A 16964-nucleotide genomic window follows, 5' to 3' on the forward strand; every position below is an offset into this window, starting at 1 on the left:
ACACCAGTGCATGACGACCGGCACATCGTCGAAGAGCGGATCACCAAATTCCTGGCCCAGGTGGTCAGACCCGCACTCTACGGAGACACCGTGGACCTGGGCCTCGCCGCCTGGCACGTCCCCGGCGAACCCGTCCCGGTGGCCGACGCCCTGGCGGCGTCCTACGCCCCCATGGCGATCGGCGACACCTGGGGCGGGCCCTGGTCGACCAGCTGGCTCAAGGTCACCGGCAACATCCCGCGGGAGTGGGCCGGGCGGCGGGTCGAGGCGGTCTTCGACCTGGGCTTCGACCTGTCCATGGGCCCCGGCGGCCAGGCCGAGGGATTCGTGCACGACGCCGCGGGCTCGCCCGTCCAGGGGCTGCACCCGCACCACCGCAGCGTGCTGCTCGCCGAACCGGCGGCCGGCGGTGAGCCGGTGGACCTGCTGGTGGAGCTGGCCGCCAACCCGATGATCGAGGGCGCCAAGTCGGTCGGCACCCACTTCGGCTCCCGGCAGACCGCCGGCACCGACCACCTCTACCAGCTGCGAGCCGCGCACCTCGCGGTCCGCGAGGACGCGGTGTGGCACCTGGTGCACGACATCGAGGTGCTCGACGAGCTGATGCGGCAGCTGCCGGTGGGCGGTTCGCGCCGGCACGAGATCCTGCGGGCGCTGGCCCGGGCGATCGACGCGGTCGACGTCACGGACGTGGCCGGCACCGCGCAGGCCGCCCGCGACGAGCTCGCCGACGTGCTGTCCAGGCCCGCGTACGCCTCGGCCCACACCGTCACCGCGGTGGGCCACGCCCACATCGACTCGGCGTGGCTGTGGCCGATCCGGGAGACGGTACGCAAGTGCGCCCGCACCTTCACCAACATGACCACCCTCGCCGAGGAGTACCCGGAACTGGTCTTCGCCTGCTCCTCCGCGCAGCAGTACGCGTGGATCAAGGACCGCCGCCCGGAGATCTTCGAGCGGATCAAGAAAGCGGTGAGCGAGGGCAACTGGGCGCCGGTCGGGGGCATGTGGGTGGAGGCCGACGGCAATCTGCCCGGCGGTGAGGCACTGGCCAGGCAGCTGGTCTTCGGCCGCCGCTTCTTCGCTGAGGAGTTCGGCATCACCCAGGAGGGGGTGTGGCTGCCGGACTCCTTCGGCTACACCGCCGCCTACCCGCAGCTGGCCAGGCTGGCCGGGGCGAGCTGGTTCCTCACCCAGAAGCTGTCGTGGAACGAGACCAACCGGCTGCCGCACCACACCTTCGACTGGGAGGGCATCGACGGCACCCGGATCTTCACCCACTTCCCGCCGGTCGACACCTACAACGCCAGCCTGACCGGCGCCGAACTGGCGCACGCCGAGAACAACTTCGCCGACAAGGGCGCGGCCACCCGCTCGCTGGCCCCCTTCGGCTTCGGCGACGGCGGCGGCGGCCCGACCCGGGAGATGCTGGAGAAGGCCCGCAGGCTGCGCAACCTGGAGGGCTCCACCCGCGTCGAGGTCGGCGACCCGGCGGACTTCTTCGCGGCGGCCCGCGCCGAATACGACCGGCTGCCGGTCTGGCGCGGCGAGCTGTACCTGGAGAACCACCGCGGCACGTACACCAGCCAGGCCCGCACCAAGCAGGGCAACCGGCGGGCCGAGGCGCTGCTGCGGGAGGCCGAGCTGTGGTCGGTGGCCGCGGCGGTACGCCGTGGCGCGCCCTATCCGTACGAGCGGCTGGAGTCGATCTGGCAGCGGGTGCTGCTGCACCAGTTCCACGACATCCTGCCCGGCTCCTCGATCGCCTGGGTGCACCAGGAGGCCGAGGCGGTGCACGCCGAACTGCAGGCCGAGCTGGCCGAGGTGATCGGTACGGCGCTGGACGGCGGTGAGGGTCTGGCCTTCTTCAACGCCGGGCCCTACGCCCGCCGCGAGGTGACCGTACTGCCGGCCGGCGTGGCGGCCGAGGGCGGCCAGCGCCTCGGCGACGGGCGGCAGGCGGTCCTGGTGGAGGCGCCGCCGCTCGGCACCGGCCGGGCGGTGGAGTCCGGGCTGCCGCCGGTCACCGCGAGCACCGAGGACGGCACCACCGTGCTGGACAACGGGGTGCTGCGGGTGCGGATCGACGCCGCCGGGCTGGTGCGCTCGATCCTCGACCTGCGGGCCCGCCGGGAGGCCATCGCGCCGGGCGGCGCCGGCAACCTGCTGCAACTGCACCCCGACGACCCGAACCTGTGGAGCGCCTGGAACATCGACGGCTACTACCGGGACACCGTCAGGGACCTCGACGAGGCGGTGTCGGTGCGGCTGGCCGAGTCGGGGCCGCTGCTGGCCTCGGTGCGGGTGGAGCGCGCCTTCGGCGCCTCGCACCTGGTGCAGCACCTGGAACTGACCGCGGGCAGCCCCCGGCTCACCGTCAGGACCGACATCGACTGGCAGGAGCGCGACACCCTGCTCAAGGCCGCGTGGCCGGTCAACGTGCACGCCGACACCGAGAGCGCGGAGATCCAGTTCGGGCACGTACGGCGCCCCACCCACGAGAACACCAGCTGGGACGCGGCCCGTTTCGAGCTGTGGGCGCACCGCTGGGTGCACATCGGCGAGCACGGCTGGGGCGCGGCGGTCGTCAACGACTCGACCTACGGCCACGACGTGTCCCGGCACACCCGCGACGACGGCGGCACCACGACCACCCTGCGGCTCTCGCTGCTGCGCTCCCCGCACAGCCCCGACCCGCAGGCCGACCGCGGCCGGCACCGGTTCTGCTACGCGCTGGTGGTCGGCGCGGGCATCGGCGACGCCGTCGCCGCGGGCTACGCGCTCAACCTGCCGCTGCGCCCGGCGGCCGCGGCGCCGGCCGGCGGGGCGGCGCTGATCACCGTGGACAACCCGGACATCACGGTGGAGACCGTCAAGCTCGCCGACGACCGGTCGGGCGACGTCGTGGTGCGGTTGTACGAGTCGCGCGGCGGCACCGCCCGCGGCACGCTGCGGGCCGACTTCGCGGTGGCCGGCGCGGAGATCACCGATCTGCTGGAGAACCCGGTGGACCGGCTCGACGCGGAGCCCGGCGGCGCGCTGCCGCTCGACCTGCGCCCGTTCCAGATCCTCACGCTCCGGCTGCGCCGGACCTGACCCCGGACGCGGCCGGAACCGTGCCGCCCGCACCGCCCCGGCGGTGCGGGCGGCACGGCCCGCCCGCCTGCCCCCCCCGGCGGGCGGCACTCTCGCACGACCCCTGACCCGCACGTCCCATCGTGATCTTCGGAGGTTGTCCGTGCCACCCAGAGGAATCCGCGGAGGAATCCGCATCCGGGCGCTGCTGCGTGCGCCCGCCCTGCTGCTGCTCACCGCCGTCGCGCTGCTGCTGCCGGCCTCGCTGCCGGCGTCGGCCGCCGCGCCGTCGCTCTACCCGCTGGGGGTCGGCGCCGACCTCGGCCCCCAGCCCTTCACCCTCGGCCTGACCGCGACCGCCGGGGACGACACCGGCGGCCTGCGCACCGGGACGCAGGACGGCACGCCGTACTGGCGGACCGACGTCGCGGCCGGCACCGGCTACCTGGCCTTCGACCTCGACCAGGAGTACACCGACGCGGTGACGGCCGATCAGCTGACCGTGGGCGTCACCTACCAGGACTCCGGCGGCGGCACCCTGCGGCTGACCCGGGGCGCGGGCGAGGTGCTGGGCAGCGTCGCGCTCGGCGACTCCGGGGCGTTCAGGACCGAGGCGTTCACCGTTCCCGCGGACTTCTCCGCCGGGCGCCAGCTGCGGATATCCGGCGTCGACGGTGACGCGCCCGCCGACGTCACGCTCTCCTCGATCCGGGTGGCCGCGGGCCTGTCGGTCGTCCTCGGCGCCGCCGTCGACTCCCGTGGCATCACCCCGCGGGCCGGCGACAACGACACCCACCTGGTCACCGGCGTGCAGGACGGCCGCGGCTACTGGGGCACCGACCGCGGCACCCCCGGCGCGGAGACCGGCTTCTTCTACATGAACGCCGACGACGCCACGCTCTACGACAACCGCGACCCGGTCGCCGTCAGCATCGACTACCTCGACCAGGGCAACGGGTCGATCCAGCTCGAATACGACTCCCCGGGCGACACCATCCCGCAGATGTTCAAGCAGTCGCCGGTCTTCACCTACGGCGACTCGGGGACCTGGAAGACCCACACCTTCCTGCTGGACGACGCCATCCTCACCAACCGCTCCAACGGCTCCGACTTCCGCATCACCACCGGCGGCGGCGCCGGCGAGCTGAAGGTCGCCCGGGTCTCGGTGACCGCGCTGCCGACCGCGCTCGACCCGACGACCGGCCTGAAGCAGCTGGTCGCGCAGGCCGACCTGGCCTACCTGGCGGCCCGCGAGGGCACCCGCGACGGGCAGTACCCGGCGGGCGCCAAGGACGCGCTCAAGCAGGCCGCGGACGCGGCCCGTCCGGTCGCGAACGGCACCGGCGTCACCGACGAGCAGGCGCGCGCCGCCTTCCACGCGCTGAGCACCGCGCTGGACACCTTCCACGCGCTGGCCGTCACCACCGACCTGGCGCACCTGGGCACCGCCTCGGCGTCGAGCACGGCGGCCGGCTCCTCGGCCCGCGCGGCGATCGACCTCGACGGCGGCACCGCCTGGGTCAGCGGCGACGCGGGCAAGGGTGAGACCTTCACCCTGGACCTCGGCGCCGCCAAGCGCCTCGACCAGGTCCAGGCCACCTGGCAGGGCGCCCTCGCCTGGGACTACACCGTCCAGGTCTCCGCCGACGGCACGCACTTCCGTGACGTGGGACGCAACGGCAGCACCGGCTCCGGCTCGGTGACCAGCACGGCCTTCCCCGCCACCACCGCACGCTGGGTGCGCCTGGTGGTCACCGGTTACGCGCCCGGCGCCGAAAAGGTGGCGCTCGCGGATCTGGAGGTGCACCTGCGGCACGCGGTCACCCCGAAGCCGGTGCTCGTCCACACCCGTTACCCCACCGCCGACCCGGTGATCGCCGACTTCGACGCGCGCGACTACGGCGCCGACGCCACCGGCCGCAAGGACGCGACCGCGGCCGTACAGGCGGCGCTCTACGGCTGCCAGGACGCGGGCGGTGGCACGGTGTGGCTGGGCGCCGGCACCTACCGGTTCACCGGCACCGTGGAGGTCCCGGCCTTCTGCTCGCTGCGCGGCGCCCGGCGCGACCCGGACCACGGCTCCGGCTCGTACGGAACGGTGATCAGCGCCGACCTGCCGGCCGGCGCCGACGGCCCGGTGCTCTTCCGGATCGGCGGCAGCGCCTCGGTGCAGGGTCTGACCACGTACTACCCGCGGCAGAGCGCCACCGACCCGGTGCCGTACGACTACACCTTCGAGATCCCGGGCTCGGCCTGGCAGAGCGACGCCAACTTCATGATGGGGACGGTCTCGCACGTCACGATGCTCAACTCCTACAAGGGCATCGGCGTCTCCACCAAGGCCGACGACCGCGGCCGTCCCGCGGTGCAGGGCCAGGTGCACGAGTCGGCGACCGTCGACGACGTCAAGGGCACGGTGCTGTCCGACGGTGTCACCGCCTTCAACGGCTCGGACGTCGGCACCTGGAACGACATCACCTTCTCCAACTCCTACTGGGCGAAGGCGCCTTCGGCGTACAAGCCGCCGCAGCGGGCCGCCCTGGACCGCTGGACCCGGGCGCACGGCACCGGGCTGGTGCTCGGCGACCTGGAATGGGACCAGTTCTCCGGCATCTCGCTGTCCGACCTCCACCTGGGCATCCAGGTGGTGAAGGGCCAGCGGGCGGCGTTCGTCGGGGCGTTCGTGCGCACCACGGTGGTCCGTACCGATGTCGCGCTGCAGGTGGACGACATCGACAGCCGCTGGGGCATGTCGCTGGCCGGCGGCACCCTGCAGGGCAGCACCGCGTCGGTCCGCAACGCCTCGGCGGGCTACGTGAAGGTCACCGGCACCACGCTCGACGGCCCCACCTCGGGCACCGTCGTGAAGTTCGCCGGCCCCGTCCCGTCGCCGGCCGCCCCGGCCGCCGACCCCGTACCGCAGCGGCAGACGCTCTACGTGGCCGGCGCCGTCCCGCACGGCGTGGGCTACCTCCCGGCGGCGGACGCCACGGCGGCGCTCCAGCACCTGCTCGACCGGGCCGGCGCCCAGGGCGGCGGCACCGTCTACCTGCCCGCGGGCTGGTATCGCGTCGGGACCCATCTGAAGGTCCCGGCCGGTGTCGAGCTGCGGGGTGCAGCGGCCTCCCCGAACCGCGACGAGAGCGGCGACAGCGGCGGCACCGTGCTGTTCGCCTACGAGGGCCGGAACACCGCCGACCCCGCCACCGCCACCGCGCTGGTCACCCTGTCCGGCGACCACGCCGGGGTGCGCGGGCTGCGGGTCTTCCACCCGGAGAACAACCCGGGCACCGGCTACGTCCCCTACCCGTACGCCATCAGGAGCGCCGGCCGCGGCAGTTACGTCGTCGACGTCACGATGACCAACACCTGGAACGGCATCGACCTGACCTCGGACCGCAACGACGGCTTCGTGGTGCACAAGGTCGGCGGGGTCTTCCTCAACCGGGGCATCACGGTCGGCGCCGCCGACCACGGCTCGATCGACGGCGTCCTCAGCAACGGCAACGCGGTGAACAGGACCGGCTTCGACCTGCCGAACTGGGGCCTGGGCAGCAACCTGTTCGCCCAGACCATCGACGGCTACACCCGCAAGAACACCGACCTGGTGCATGTCGAGGGGGCCCGGGACCTGGCGGTCCTCGACGTCTTCGGCTACGGCATGCACAACGGCCTCACCGTCGACTCCGGTAGCGTCCACGCCGCCAACCTCGGCACGGACAACCTCGGCGACGGCGGTTACACCGTCAAGGCCGGACCGACCGCCGACGTGCGGGTGGTCAACCTGCTCCGGTACAACGGCACCACGTCCACCGGCCCGGCGAAGCTGTACAACATCATGGCGATCAACATCGTGCAGCAGTCCGTGACGGCGACCGCCGACCCGGCGACCGACGGCACGGTCCGCGTCACCGGCAACGCGACGGAGCCCGGCCGCTACGAGAAGGGCGACACCGTGACGGTGACCGCAGTCCCGGCCCGCGGCTTCCGGCTGATCGGCTGGACGCTGGAGGGCACCGACCTCGGCAGCGCCGCGCCGGCGGTCAGCGTCCCGGTGACGGCCGACCGTACGGTCGTCGCCCGGTTCGGCCCCGCCTCGGCGGGCTGACCGGCGAGCGGGCCCGGGCGGCCTCCACGGCCGCCCGGGCCCGCCTCAGGACGGCGTCACCGGCAGCACGTCGGGCGACAGCGCACCGGCGCCCGCGGTCGCGCTGGTCGTCCGGCGCAGGTGGTGGCGGCGGCACAGCACCTCGTAACCCACCTCGGCCGACTGGTCGTCCACGTCCCCGATCACCACCTGCGCGCCCTCCACGACCATCACCCCGCCCACGGTGCGGGCGTTGTGGGTCGCCCGCACACCGCACCAGCACAGCGCCTCGACCTGCAACGCCTCGACGCGGTCGGCGAGTTCGATGAGCCGCTGGGAGCCGGGGAAGAGCCGGGTGCGGAAGTCGGTGGTGATACCGAACGCGTAGACGTCGACCTCGAGTTCGTCCACCGCCCGGGCCAGCTGGTCGATCTGGTCGGGCGCCAGGAACTGCGCCTCGTCCACGACCGCGTAGTCCACCCGGCCGCCGCGGCTTATCAGCGCGACCAGATGGCCGTAGAGGTCCATGCCGTCGGTGACCTCGACCGCGTCGGTGACCAGGCCGAGCCGCGACGACAGCTTGCCCTCGCCCGCCCGGTCGTCGCGGGTGAAGATCACCGCCTGCAGTCCGCGCGAGGTGCGGTTGTGGACGATCTGCAGGGCGAGAGTGCTCTTGCCGCAGTCCATCGTTCCGGAGAAGAAGACCAGCTCGGACATGGGTGGGACGGCGGCCTTTCGACGGGGACCTGGGACGGGTGGGGGGCGAGCGACGTCAGGAGCGTACTTCGAGCAGCGGCACGAGTTGCTCGACGGGGGTCATCGAGCCGTGCAGACCGGTCATCCGGGACTCCCCCGGCTCGGTGCGGCCGGCGGTGACCGCGACGTCGTCGCACGCGGCGGCGACCACGTCGCCGATCCTGGCCAGCACCCGGGGTTCCGGGTCCGGCCCGAACCAGCCGGCCTCGACCGCCTCCGCCCGGCTCGCCACCCACATCCGGTCCCCCAGCACCTCGCTCCACACCGCGTGCACATCGGCCGCGGCGCCCGGCACCGCGTAGACGTGCCGCGCCCGGCCCTCGCCGCCGAGCACCGCGACCCCGGCCCGCAGCTCCCAGTCCTCGTCGAAGTCGATCCGCGACTCCTCGTCGAAGGGGATGTCGATCATGCCGTGGTCGGCGGTCACGTAGAGCACCGCACGCGGCGGCAGCTGCTCGGCCAGCCGCTGGGCCAGCCGGTCCACCATCATCAACTGGCCGCGCCACGCGTCGGAGTCCACGCCGTGCCGGTGGCCCATCCCGTCCAGCTCGCTGTAGTACGTGTACACCAGCGTCCGGTCCGCCGCGCCCAGCCGGTCCGCGGCCAGGTCGACCCGCTCCTCGCCGGTCAGCCGCCCGTGGAAGGCCCCGCCGGACAGCGCGACCTTGGTCAGCGGGGTGTTCTGGAAGGTGGGCGAGGACACCTGGCAGGTCGCGATCCCGGCGGCGTCGGCCAGCTGGAAGACGGTCGGATACGGCTGCCAGACCGCGGGCGGGGTCCAGGGCTGCCAGCGCAGCTGGTTCATCAGGGCGCCGGTATCCGGGTTGAGCGTGGTGTAGCCGGCCAGGCCGTGCGCCCCCGGCGGCAGCCCGGTGCCGACCGAGGCCAGCGAGGTCGCGGTGGTCGCCGGGAAACCCGCGGTCAGCGGGCGGCCGGTGCCGCCCAGCGACGACGGCAGCAGCGAGCACAGATACGGCGCCTCCTCCGGGTGCCGCCCGATCAGCTCCCAGCCGAGGCCGTCCACCAGGAAGACGCACACCCGGTCGGCCGGGGCCAGTTCGAGCCCGGTGCCGGGCATGCCGGGAATGCCGAAGCCCGCCACCGCGGCGGGGATCACGTCGCACAGCGCGGCGCTGCCGTAGTCGGGCACGGGAGCCTTGCGCGGGTCGAGTGGCTCCGGATCGGCGCCACCGCCAAAACCACGGTCCATCAGTCGACGGCCGCGGTCGCCTCGGAGAGCGCCTGCGCGAAGGCCAGGGTCTGCCGTACGGTGTCCGGCCCGTCGCCGGCCTCGCTCACCCGCAGCGACAGGTCGTCGGCGGTGGAGGAGCCGGTGTATCCGTGGTCGGCCTCGCAGTTCGGGTCGCCGCACGCGGCCGGCTCCAGGTCGAGCCGGGAGACCGCGCCCCAGCCGATCGTCAGCACGACCTCACGCGGCAGGGTGCCAGGGGTGTACGACTCCGGATTGGCCACCACCCGGCTGACCACCACCGAGGAGATCCGGCCGATCTTCACCGACTCCGTGGACGTCGTCGCGTACGGCGTCGGCGAGGTGTCGTCGGCGGCCTGCTCGTCGGTGTGGCTGACGATGAAGCGTCCCTCGGTGAGCACCAGCACGGTGACGTGCCGCCGCACCTCGTTCGCGTCGAAGGTCGTCTCCTGGTGGACGAGATACGACGCGACCGGTTCCTGCCCGACCGCGGCCTCCACGGCCTCCGACACGAGCGTCGGATAGTAGCCACTGCGCTCGATCGCCGTCCGCAGGCCCTGCGTCGTGGTCCCGGTCTTCGCCATGCGACCCATCCTAGTCGCGTCCCCTCCCCCAACCGGGCAGCGCGTGAGTCCCCTGTGGACAACGCCGGGTCAGAAGGAGGCGAGGGCGCGCGGTCCGAGATCGGTGCGGGCGGGCGGCGGGGCCAGCCGCACGCCGGCGCCGAGGACGGTGAGCCCGTGCGGGGAGACGACGACCGGGTCCAGCCACACCCCGACGATCTCGGGGAGGTCGTCGGCCAGCAGCGAGACCCGGGAGAGCAGCGCCTCCAGCGCCCCGGTGTCGACCGGCTCGGCCCCGTGCCAGCCGAACAGCAGGGGCGCCGCCCTGATGGAGCGGACCAGCTCCGCCACGTCCCGGTCGGTGGCCGGGACGATCCGGTGGGCGATGTCGCCGAGCAGCTCGGAGGCGGGCCCGGCCAGGCCGAAGGACAGGACGGCCCCCGCGGCGGGGTCCATGCCGGCGCGGACGACGGTGTCGACGCCGCGCGGCGCCATCGCCTGGACGACCGGCATCAGCTCGGCGGGCCCGCCGAGCCGGGCGGTGAGCTCGGCGTAGGCCCGCCGCAGGTCGTTCTCGTCGGCGAGGTCGAGCCGCACCCCGCCGAGGTCGGCGCGGTGCCGCAGGTGCGCGGCGGTGGTCTTGAGCGCGACCGGGTAGCCCAGCGCCGTGGCCGCGGCGACCGCGGCGTCCGGGTCGGGTGCGGGCAGCGCCCGGCGCACCGTGATGCCGTAGCGGCCGAGCAGCGTCGCCGCGTCCGGGTCGGACAGCGTGACGCCCTCCGGCGGCGATCCGTCGGGCAGCAGCAGCCGTACGTCCTCGGCGGCCGCCGCCTCCTGGATGTCGTCGAACTCCGGCACCCGGCCGGGCTCCGCCGCGCCCGCCCGCCAGGCGGCGTATCCGGCGGCCTCGGCGAGCGAGCGCACGGCCCGGTCGGGGGCGCGGTAGGCCGGCAGCCGGGTGCCCGGTCCGCCGGGGGCGCAGAGCCGGTCGGCGAAGGCGTCCAGGGCGAGGTGGGCCACCACCACGGGCTTGTCGCCGACGGCCGCCCGCCGCAGGGCGTCGCTGAGCGCCGGGTCGTCCCCGGCCTCGGGGTCGATGTCGCGAGCGGCGTCCGGGTCGGGGTCGGGCGCCGGGCCGAACCCCGCAGCGCCGGGGACGGGCAGCTCCTCGGAGCCGACCCGGGGGATCGCGGTGACCACCACCGCGTCGGTGTCCGGGTCGGCGAGCGCGCGGGTCAGTGCGCCGGCGAAGTCGCCCGGGGTCGCGGCGGTGGTGAGGTCGAGCGGCGCGGCGGGGCGCAGGCCCGCGGTGAGGGCGGCGTCGTAGGTGAGCAGGCCGAGGGATTCGGAGTTGCCGAGGATCGCGACCCGGTCGCCGTCCGGCAGCGGCTGGAGGGAGAGGAACAGCCCGGCGTCGAGCAGTTCGGTGACGGTGTCGACCCGGATCACCCCCGCCTGCCGGAACAGCGCGTCGACCGTGCTGTCCGGGATGCGGGCGACCGGCACGCTGTGCCCCGCGGGCACCGAGCCGGTGTGCAGCGCGCCCTTGACCACCACCACAGGCTTGGCCGCGGCGGTGCGCCGGGCGAGCCGGGTGAATTTGCGCGGGTTGCCGAAGGACTCCAGATACATCAGCACCGCGTCGGTGTCCGGGTCGTCCTGCCAGAACTGCAGCAGGTCGTTGCCGGAGACGTCGGCGCGGTTGCCGGCCGAGACGAAGGTGGAGGGCCCGGCGCCCCGCCGGTGCAGCCCGGACAGCAGCGCGATGCCGATCGACCCGGACTGGGTGAACAGGCCGAGCCTGCCGCGGTGCGGCATCCCCGGCGACAGCGAGGCGTTGAGCCGCACCCCGGGGGCGGTGTTGAGCACGCCGAAGGCGTTGGGACCGATGACCCGCATCCCGTGGCTGCGGGCCTGCCGCACCAGCTCGCGCTGGCGCTCCCTGCCCTCCGGCCCGCTCTCGGAGTAGCCGGCCGCGATGACCACCAGGCCGCGTACTCCCGCCTCACCGCAGTCGGCGACCGCCTGCGGCACCCGCTCCGCCGGCACGGCGACCACCGCGAGGTCGACGCTGCCGCCGCTCTCGGCGATCTCGCGCACCGAGCGGTGGCCGGGCACGCCGTCGAGCTGCGCGCCGCCGGGCGGGAAGGAGTGGTTGACCGCGTAGAGCCGTCCGGTGAAGCCGCCGGCGACGATGTTGCGGAGCAGGGTGCGGCCGACCCCGCCGGGACGGCGCCCGGTGCCGATCACGGCGACCGACTCAGGCCGCAGCAGCCGCTGCACGGAACGGGCCTCGGCACGGTGCTCCCTGGACCGCATGACCTGCACGGACTCGGTGGTGGGCTCCAGGTCCAGGTCGAGGTGGACGACCCCGTCGGCGAAGCTGCGCTGCTGGGTGTAGCCGGCGTCGGTGAAGACCTTGACCATCTTGCGGTTGGCGGGCAGCACTTCCGCGGTGAAGTGCAGGATGCCCCGCTCGCGGGCGACGGCGGCGATGTGTTCGAGCAGCGCGGAGGCCACACCGCGGCCCTGGTGGGCGTCCTGGACCAGGAAGGCCACCTCGGCGCGGGTGCCGCTCCTGCCGGAGGCCGACCGGCCGCTGTCGTCGGTGCGGTCGTAGCGGACGGTGGCGATGAACTCGCCGCCCACGGTGGCGGCCAGGCCCACCCGGTCGTCGTAGTCGTGGTGGGTGAAGCGGTGCACGTCCCGGTCGGACAGCCGCGGGTAGGGCGCGAAGAAGCGGTAGTACTTCGACTCGTCGGAGACCTGCTCGTAGAAGTCGACGAGACGTCCGGCGTCGTCCGGGCCGATCGGCCGGATGTGGGCGATGCCGCCGTCGCGGAGCACGACGTCGGCCTCCCAGTGCACGGGGTAGGGCCGGCGCGCGGGGTCCCGAAGGTCCTGCTGGTCGGTCATGGGCCCAGCGTAAGCGGCGTGCCCGGCTCGCGGCGGGCAGGCGCAGGGGGCAGTCTTGGTCGAGCGCGCCGGGGTGCCTGAGCAGCACCCCAGCCGTGCAAAAATGGTCTAGACAACTTGGAAGACCTGACACACATTGAGGGGCAACACCATGGTTGAGCGCCGCGTCAACGTCGGCTGGGCGGAAGGCCTGCACGCCCGCCCCGCGTCCATCTTCGTCCGCGCGGCGACCGCCGCGGGGGTGCCGGTGACCATCGCCAAGGCGGACGGCGACCCGGTGAACGCCGCCTCCATGCTCGCGGTGCTGAGCCTGGGCGCCCGGGGCGGCGAGGAGGTCGTCCTGGCCTCGGACGCCGAGGACGCCCAGCAGGCGGCGACCGCGCTCGACCGGCTGGCGAAGCTGGTCGCCGAAGGCCTCGAAGAGCTTCCCGAGACCGTCTGACGGTTTTCCGGCAGGCTCTGCCGCACGCTTTGCGGCCGGCGCCCGCCGCGCGCGCGTGCAGAATTCAAGCGGGTCCCGCAGTCCTCAGGGATTGCCGGGGCCCGCTTTTCTGCAATTGCCGGGGGCGATACCCGGACGGCAATTCACCCCTCTTGTATACGGTGCGATTGTTAATTGCGGCGGCGCGCTGCGTTTACGCGGTGTTTCAGGGTCCTCACCGCTGCCGCGTGCTCGACGTGCACGGCGGCGAGCCTGCGGGCCCGCTCGGCGTCACCGCGGGCGACCGCGTCCACGATCGCCGCGTGCTCCTCCCACGCCTCCGCCGCCCTGACCGAGCCGCCGTCGGCGTAGACCCAGGAGATCTTGTGCCGCAGCTGGATCAGCAGGGCGGCCAGCGTCGGGCTGCCCGACGCCTGCGCCAGCGTCTCGTGGAACCAGCCGCTCAGCGACGGCAGGTCGGACAACTGCCCCTGCACCGCCCGCTCCTGGCCGAGCCGGACCAGCCCGCGCAGCACCTTCAGATGCGCGTCGGAACGCCGCTGGGCCGCGCGCGCGGTGCCCAGTGGCTCCAGCAGGCCGCGGATCTCCAGCAGGTCGGCGGCCTCCTGCTCCGTCGGCTCGGCCACCGACGCCCCTGCGTGCTTGCGGGTGCGGACGAAGCCCTCGGACTCCAGGGTCCGCAGCGCCTCGCGCACCGGCACCCGCGAGACCCCGTAGCGCTGTGCGAGCAGTTCCTCGGTCAGCCGGCTGCCCGGCGGGAAGTAGCCGCCGACGATGTCGTCGCGGATGGCCGTACACACCACCTCGGCGGAGATACGCCTCGCCGTGCCTTCCGTCCCGTTCACATCCGATTCCGCATCGCAGGACTCCGTTCTTTCCCCGTATTCTGCTGCGACTCTATTCCAGCGCGGATGGAAAAGGGAATGCGGCCCCGGAATTCGTCCGAATCGCACGGAACCCCGGCGCCATGGCGGGCGCCGGGGTTCAGGTTCCCGCGGTGCGGACGGCGGCTGCCCGACCGGTGGCCCGGCGGGTCGCCGCCGGGCCCGCGGCCGGGGGGACGCCGGCGGCTCAGCTGGTGACGCGCACCGGGCCGATGTCCAGCGCGCGGACCGGCTCGGCGATCACCGAGGCGTCGCCGACCAGCACCACCACCAGGCGGTCCAGCGGGAAGGCCCGCACCACGGCGGCGGTGGCCTCCACGGTGCCGGTGGCCGCCAGGCGGGCGTAGAGCCGGGCCTGGAAGTCGTCGGGCAGCTCCTGCTCCACCTGGTCGGTGAGGGTGCCGGCCACCGCGGCGGCGGTCTCGTAGCGCAACGGCGCCACGCCGACCAGGTTCTGCACCGCGACGTCCCGCTCCTCGTCGGTCAGGCCGCCCTCGGCGAGGGTGCGGATCACCTGCAGCAGATCGGCCAGCGCGTCGCCGGTGACCTCGGTGGCCACCGAGCCGCTGATCGCCAGCAGCGCCGCGCCCGTACCGTCGGCCGACCCCAGCAGCACCTGGCCGAAGGCCCGCACCCCGTAGGTGTAGCCCTTCTCCTCGCGCAGCACCCGGTCCAGCCGGGAGGTCAGCGTGCCGCCCAGGCAGTAGGTGCCGATCACCTGTGCGGCCCACACCGGGTCGTGCCGGTCGGCGCCGGTCCGCCCGATGAGCAGCTGGGTCTGCACCGCGCCCGGCCGGTCCACGATGATCACCCGGGCGGAGTCGTCCGAGGTGATCGCCGGGCGGGGACGCGGCTCGGCCGTGGAACCGGTCCAGCGGCCCAGCGTGTCGTCCAGCAGTGCCGGCAGGTCGATACCGGTCAGGTCGCCGACCACCACGGCGGTGGACGTCGCCGGCCGCACGTGGGCGGCGTAGAAGGCGCGCACCGCTTCCGCGTCGATCCTGCGGACGGTCTCCTCGGTTCCCTGCCGCGGCCGCGAGCAGCGCAGCGTGGCCGGGAAGAGCTCCTCGGACAGCGCCATCGCGGCCCGGCGCCCCGGGTTCGCCAGCTCGTGCGGGATCTCGTCCAGACGGTTGGCCACCAGCCGCTTGATCTCGTCGTCGGGGAAGGCCGGCGCCCGCAGCGCCTCGGCGAGCAGCCCCAGCGCCCGGTCCAGCCGGGAGGCGGGCACTTCCAGCGAGACCCGCACCCCGGGGTGGTCCGCGTGCGCGTCCAGGGTGGCGCCGCAGCGCTCGAGCTCCGCCGCGAACTCCTCGGCGGTGTGCTGGTCGGTGCCCTCCGACAGCGCCCTGGCCATGATGGTGCCGACGCCGTCCAGGCCCTCGGGCTCGGCGTCAAGCGGCGCCGCGAGCAGCACCTCGACGGCCACCACCTGCTGGCCGGGGCGGTGGCTGGTCAGCAGCGTCACACCGTTGCCGAGCGCGCCGCGCTCCGGGGCCGGGAAGGCCCAGGGCTTGGGGTCGCCGGCCTGCGGCTGCGGGTGGAACGTCATGACGGCAGCGGTGTCGCTCACAGCTCGGCCTCTTCCTCGTCTGCCTCGTCGTCTCGGTCGTCCTGCTGGCCGTTGCCGGTGGGCTCGTAGACGAGCACGGCCCTGTTGTCGGGCCGCAGCCGGGCCGCGGCCACCTGCTGAACCTCCTCGGGGGTGATCGACAGCACCCGCTGCACCGCGCTCAGCGCCAGCTGCGGGTCGCCGAACAGCACCGCGAAACGGCACAGTTCGTCCGCCCGCCCGCCGACGGTCGCCAGCCGGTCCAGCCACTCGCGCTCCAGCTGGGCCTGCGCCCGCTCCATCTCCTCCGCGGTGGGGCCCTCGGCCGCGAAGCGGGCCAGCTCCTCGTCCACCGCGGTCTCGATGGCGGTCAACTCGACCCCGCTGGACGCCTTGACGTCCAGCCAGCCCAGCGACGGCGCCCCGGCCAGCCGCAGCAGCCCGAAGCCCGCGGTCACCGCCGTACGGTCGCGGCGCACCAGGCGGTTGTGCAGCCGGGACGACTCGCCGCCGCCCAGCACCGTCAGCGCCAGATCGGCGGCGTCACCCGCGCGGGTGCCGTCCTCGGGCAGCCGGTAGGCCGCCATCAGGGCGCGTGACGGCACGTCCTCCTCGACGACCTCGCGCAGCTGGCCGCCCATCACCTCGGGCAGCGAGCCGTCCCGCGGCGCGGGCTTGCCGTCGTGCGCGGGGATGGTGCCGAAGTACTTCGCCACCCACGCCAGCGTCTGCTCCGGGTCGATGTCGCCGACGACGGAGAGCACCGCGTTGCCCGGCGCGTAGTACGTGCGGAAGAAGGCCCTGGCGTCCTCCAGGGAGGCCGCGTCCAGGTCGGCCATCGAGCCGATCGGGGTGTGGTGGTAGGGGTGGCCGTCGGGGTAGGCCAGCGCCGTGAGCCGTTCGAAGGCGGTGCCGTAGGGCACGTTGTCGTACCGCTGGCGGCGCTCGTTCTTCACCACGTCCCGCTGGTTGTCCAGGCTTTCCTGGTCCAGGGCGGCCAGCAGGCTGCCCATCCGGTCGGCCTCCAGCCACAGGGCCAGTTCCACCTGGTGGGCGGGCATCGTCTCGAAGTAGTTGGTGCGCTCGAAGCTGGTGGTGCCGTTGAGCGAGCCGCCGGCACCCTGGACCAGTTCGAAGTGGCCGTTGCCCTTGACGCTCGCCGAACCCTGGAACATCAGGTGCTCGAAGAGGTGGGCGAGCCCCGTACGCCCCTTGACCTCGTGCCGCGAACCGACGTCGTACCAGAGGCAGACGGCCGCGACCGGGGTGAGGTGGTCCTCGGAGAGCACCACCCGCAGGCCGTTCGCCAGGCGGTGCTCGGTGGCTGTCAGGCCGCTGGAGTGTGCCTCCGGCGTGGCCGTGTGACCCATGGGCAAGCTGTCCTTCCGGTCGCGTGCTCGTGACTGCGTAGAGTGCTGCCACTCTAGGCAAGCGAGTCGGCGGGCGGCGAAGTTCCCGGTCGTGGGCACGCTCGTGCCG

General features: G+C 73.8%; 10 protein-coding genes. 3 read left to right on the forward strand and 7 right to left on the reverse strand.

Annotated elements, in window-relative coordinates:
- The first annotated feature begins 6 nt into the window (after window positions 1–6).
- Both OG702_RS09005 and OG702_RS09010 read left to right on the forward strand, forming a co-directional pair.
- The gene (locus OG702_RS09005; protein ID WP_327288319.1) at window positions 7–3096 is read left to right on the forward strand and encodes an alpha-mannosidase; all 3090 of its coding nucleotides are present in this window, start codon (window positions 7–9) and stop codon (window positions 3094–3096) included.
- Between the two features lie 142 nt (window positions 3097–3238).
- Window positions 3239–7183: a glycosyl hydrolase family 28-related protein gene (locus tag OG702_RS09010; RefSeq protein WP_327288320.1), complete on the forward strand. Its 3945-nt coding sequence runs from the start codon at window positions 3239–3241 to the stop codon at window positions 7181–7183.
- A gap of 45 nt (window positions 7184–7228) precedes the next feature.
- On the opposite strand, the gene OG702_RS09015 is transcribed toward OG702_RS09010, so the two are convergent.
- The 4 genes from OG702_RS09015 to OG702_RS09030 all read right to left on the reverse strand — a co-directional run bounded on the left by OG702_RS09015 (window position 7229) and on the right by OG702_RS09030 (window position 12607).
- Entirely contained in the window at window positions 7229–7879 is a 651-nt protein-coding gene (locus tag OG702_RS09015; RefSeq protein WP_327288321.1) for a thymidine kinase, read from the reverse strand.
- A gap of 55 nt (window positions 7880–7934) precedes the next feature.
- On the reverse strand, window positions 7935–9128 hold the full coding sequence (locus tag OG702_RS09020; protein ID WP_327288322.1) for an alkaline phosphatase family protein: 1194 nt from the start codon (window positions 9126–9128) through the stop codon (window positions 7935–7937).
- Window positions 9128–9712: a DUF5998 family protein gene (locus OG702_RS09025; RefSeq protein ID WP_033173900.1), complete on the reverse strand. Its 585-nt coding sequence runs from the start codon at window positions 9710–9712 to the stop codon at window positions 9128–9130. Before OG702_RS09025 ends, OG702_RS09020 begins: the two co-directional genes overlap by 1 nt.
- A 69-nt stretch (window positions 9713–9781) precedes the next feature.
- Window positions 9782–12607, reverse strand: a complete 2826-nt coding sequence (locus OG702_RS09030) for a bifunctional acetate--CoA ligase family protein/GNAT family N-acetyltransferase (protein WP_327288323.1) — start codon at window positions 12605–12607, stop codon at window positions 9782–9784.
- Window positions 12608–12758: 151 nt separating this feature from the next.
- Between OG702_RS09030 and OG702_RS09035 the strand changes: the two genes are divergently transcribed.
- The gene (locus tag OG702_RS09035; RefSeq protein ID WP_327288324.1) at window positions 12759–13049 is read left to right on the forward strand and encodes an HPr family phosphocarrier protein; all 291 of its coding nucleotides are present in this window, start codon (window positions 12759–12761) and stop codon (window positions 13047–13049) included.
- 170 nt (window positions 13050–13219) lie between these two features.
- On the opposite strand, the gene OG702_RS09040 is transcribed toward OG702_RS09035, so the two are convergent.
- The 3 genes from OG702_RS09040 to OG702_RS09050 all read right to left on the reverse strand — a co-directional run bounded on the left by OG702_RS09040 (window position 13220) and on the right by OG702_RS09050 (window position 16855).
- Window positions 13220–13894, reverse strand: coding sequence for a GntR family transcriptional regulator (locus OG702_RS09040; RefSeq protein ID WP_327288325.1), 675 nt, complete (start codon window positions 13892–13894; stop codon window positions 13220–13222).
- A 226-nt stretch (window positions 13895–14120) separates the two neighbouring features.
- A complete protein-coding gene (locus OG702_RS09045) occupies window positions 14121–15485 on the reverse strand; it encodes a M16 family metallopeptidase (protein ID WP_327293155.1) in 1365 nt (454 codons plus the stop codon).
- Between the two features lie 17 nt (window positions 15486–15502).
- The gene (locus OG702_RS09050; protein WP_327288326.1) at window positions 15503–16855 is read right to left on the reverse strand and encodes a M16 family metallopeptidase; all 1353 of its coding nucleotides are present in this window, start codon (window positions 16853–16855) and stop codon (window positions 15503–15505) included.
- Window positions 16856–16964 lie beyond the last annotated feature (109 nt).

Origin of the sequence: Streptomyces sp. NBC_01198 (assembly GCF_036010485.1) — a bacterium.
Classification (GTDB): Bacteria; Actinomycetota; Actinomycetes; order Streptomycetales; family Streptomycetaceae; genus Actinacidiphila.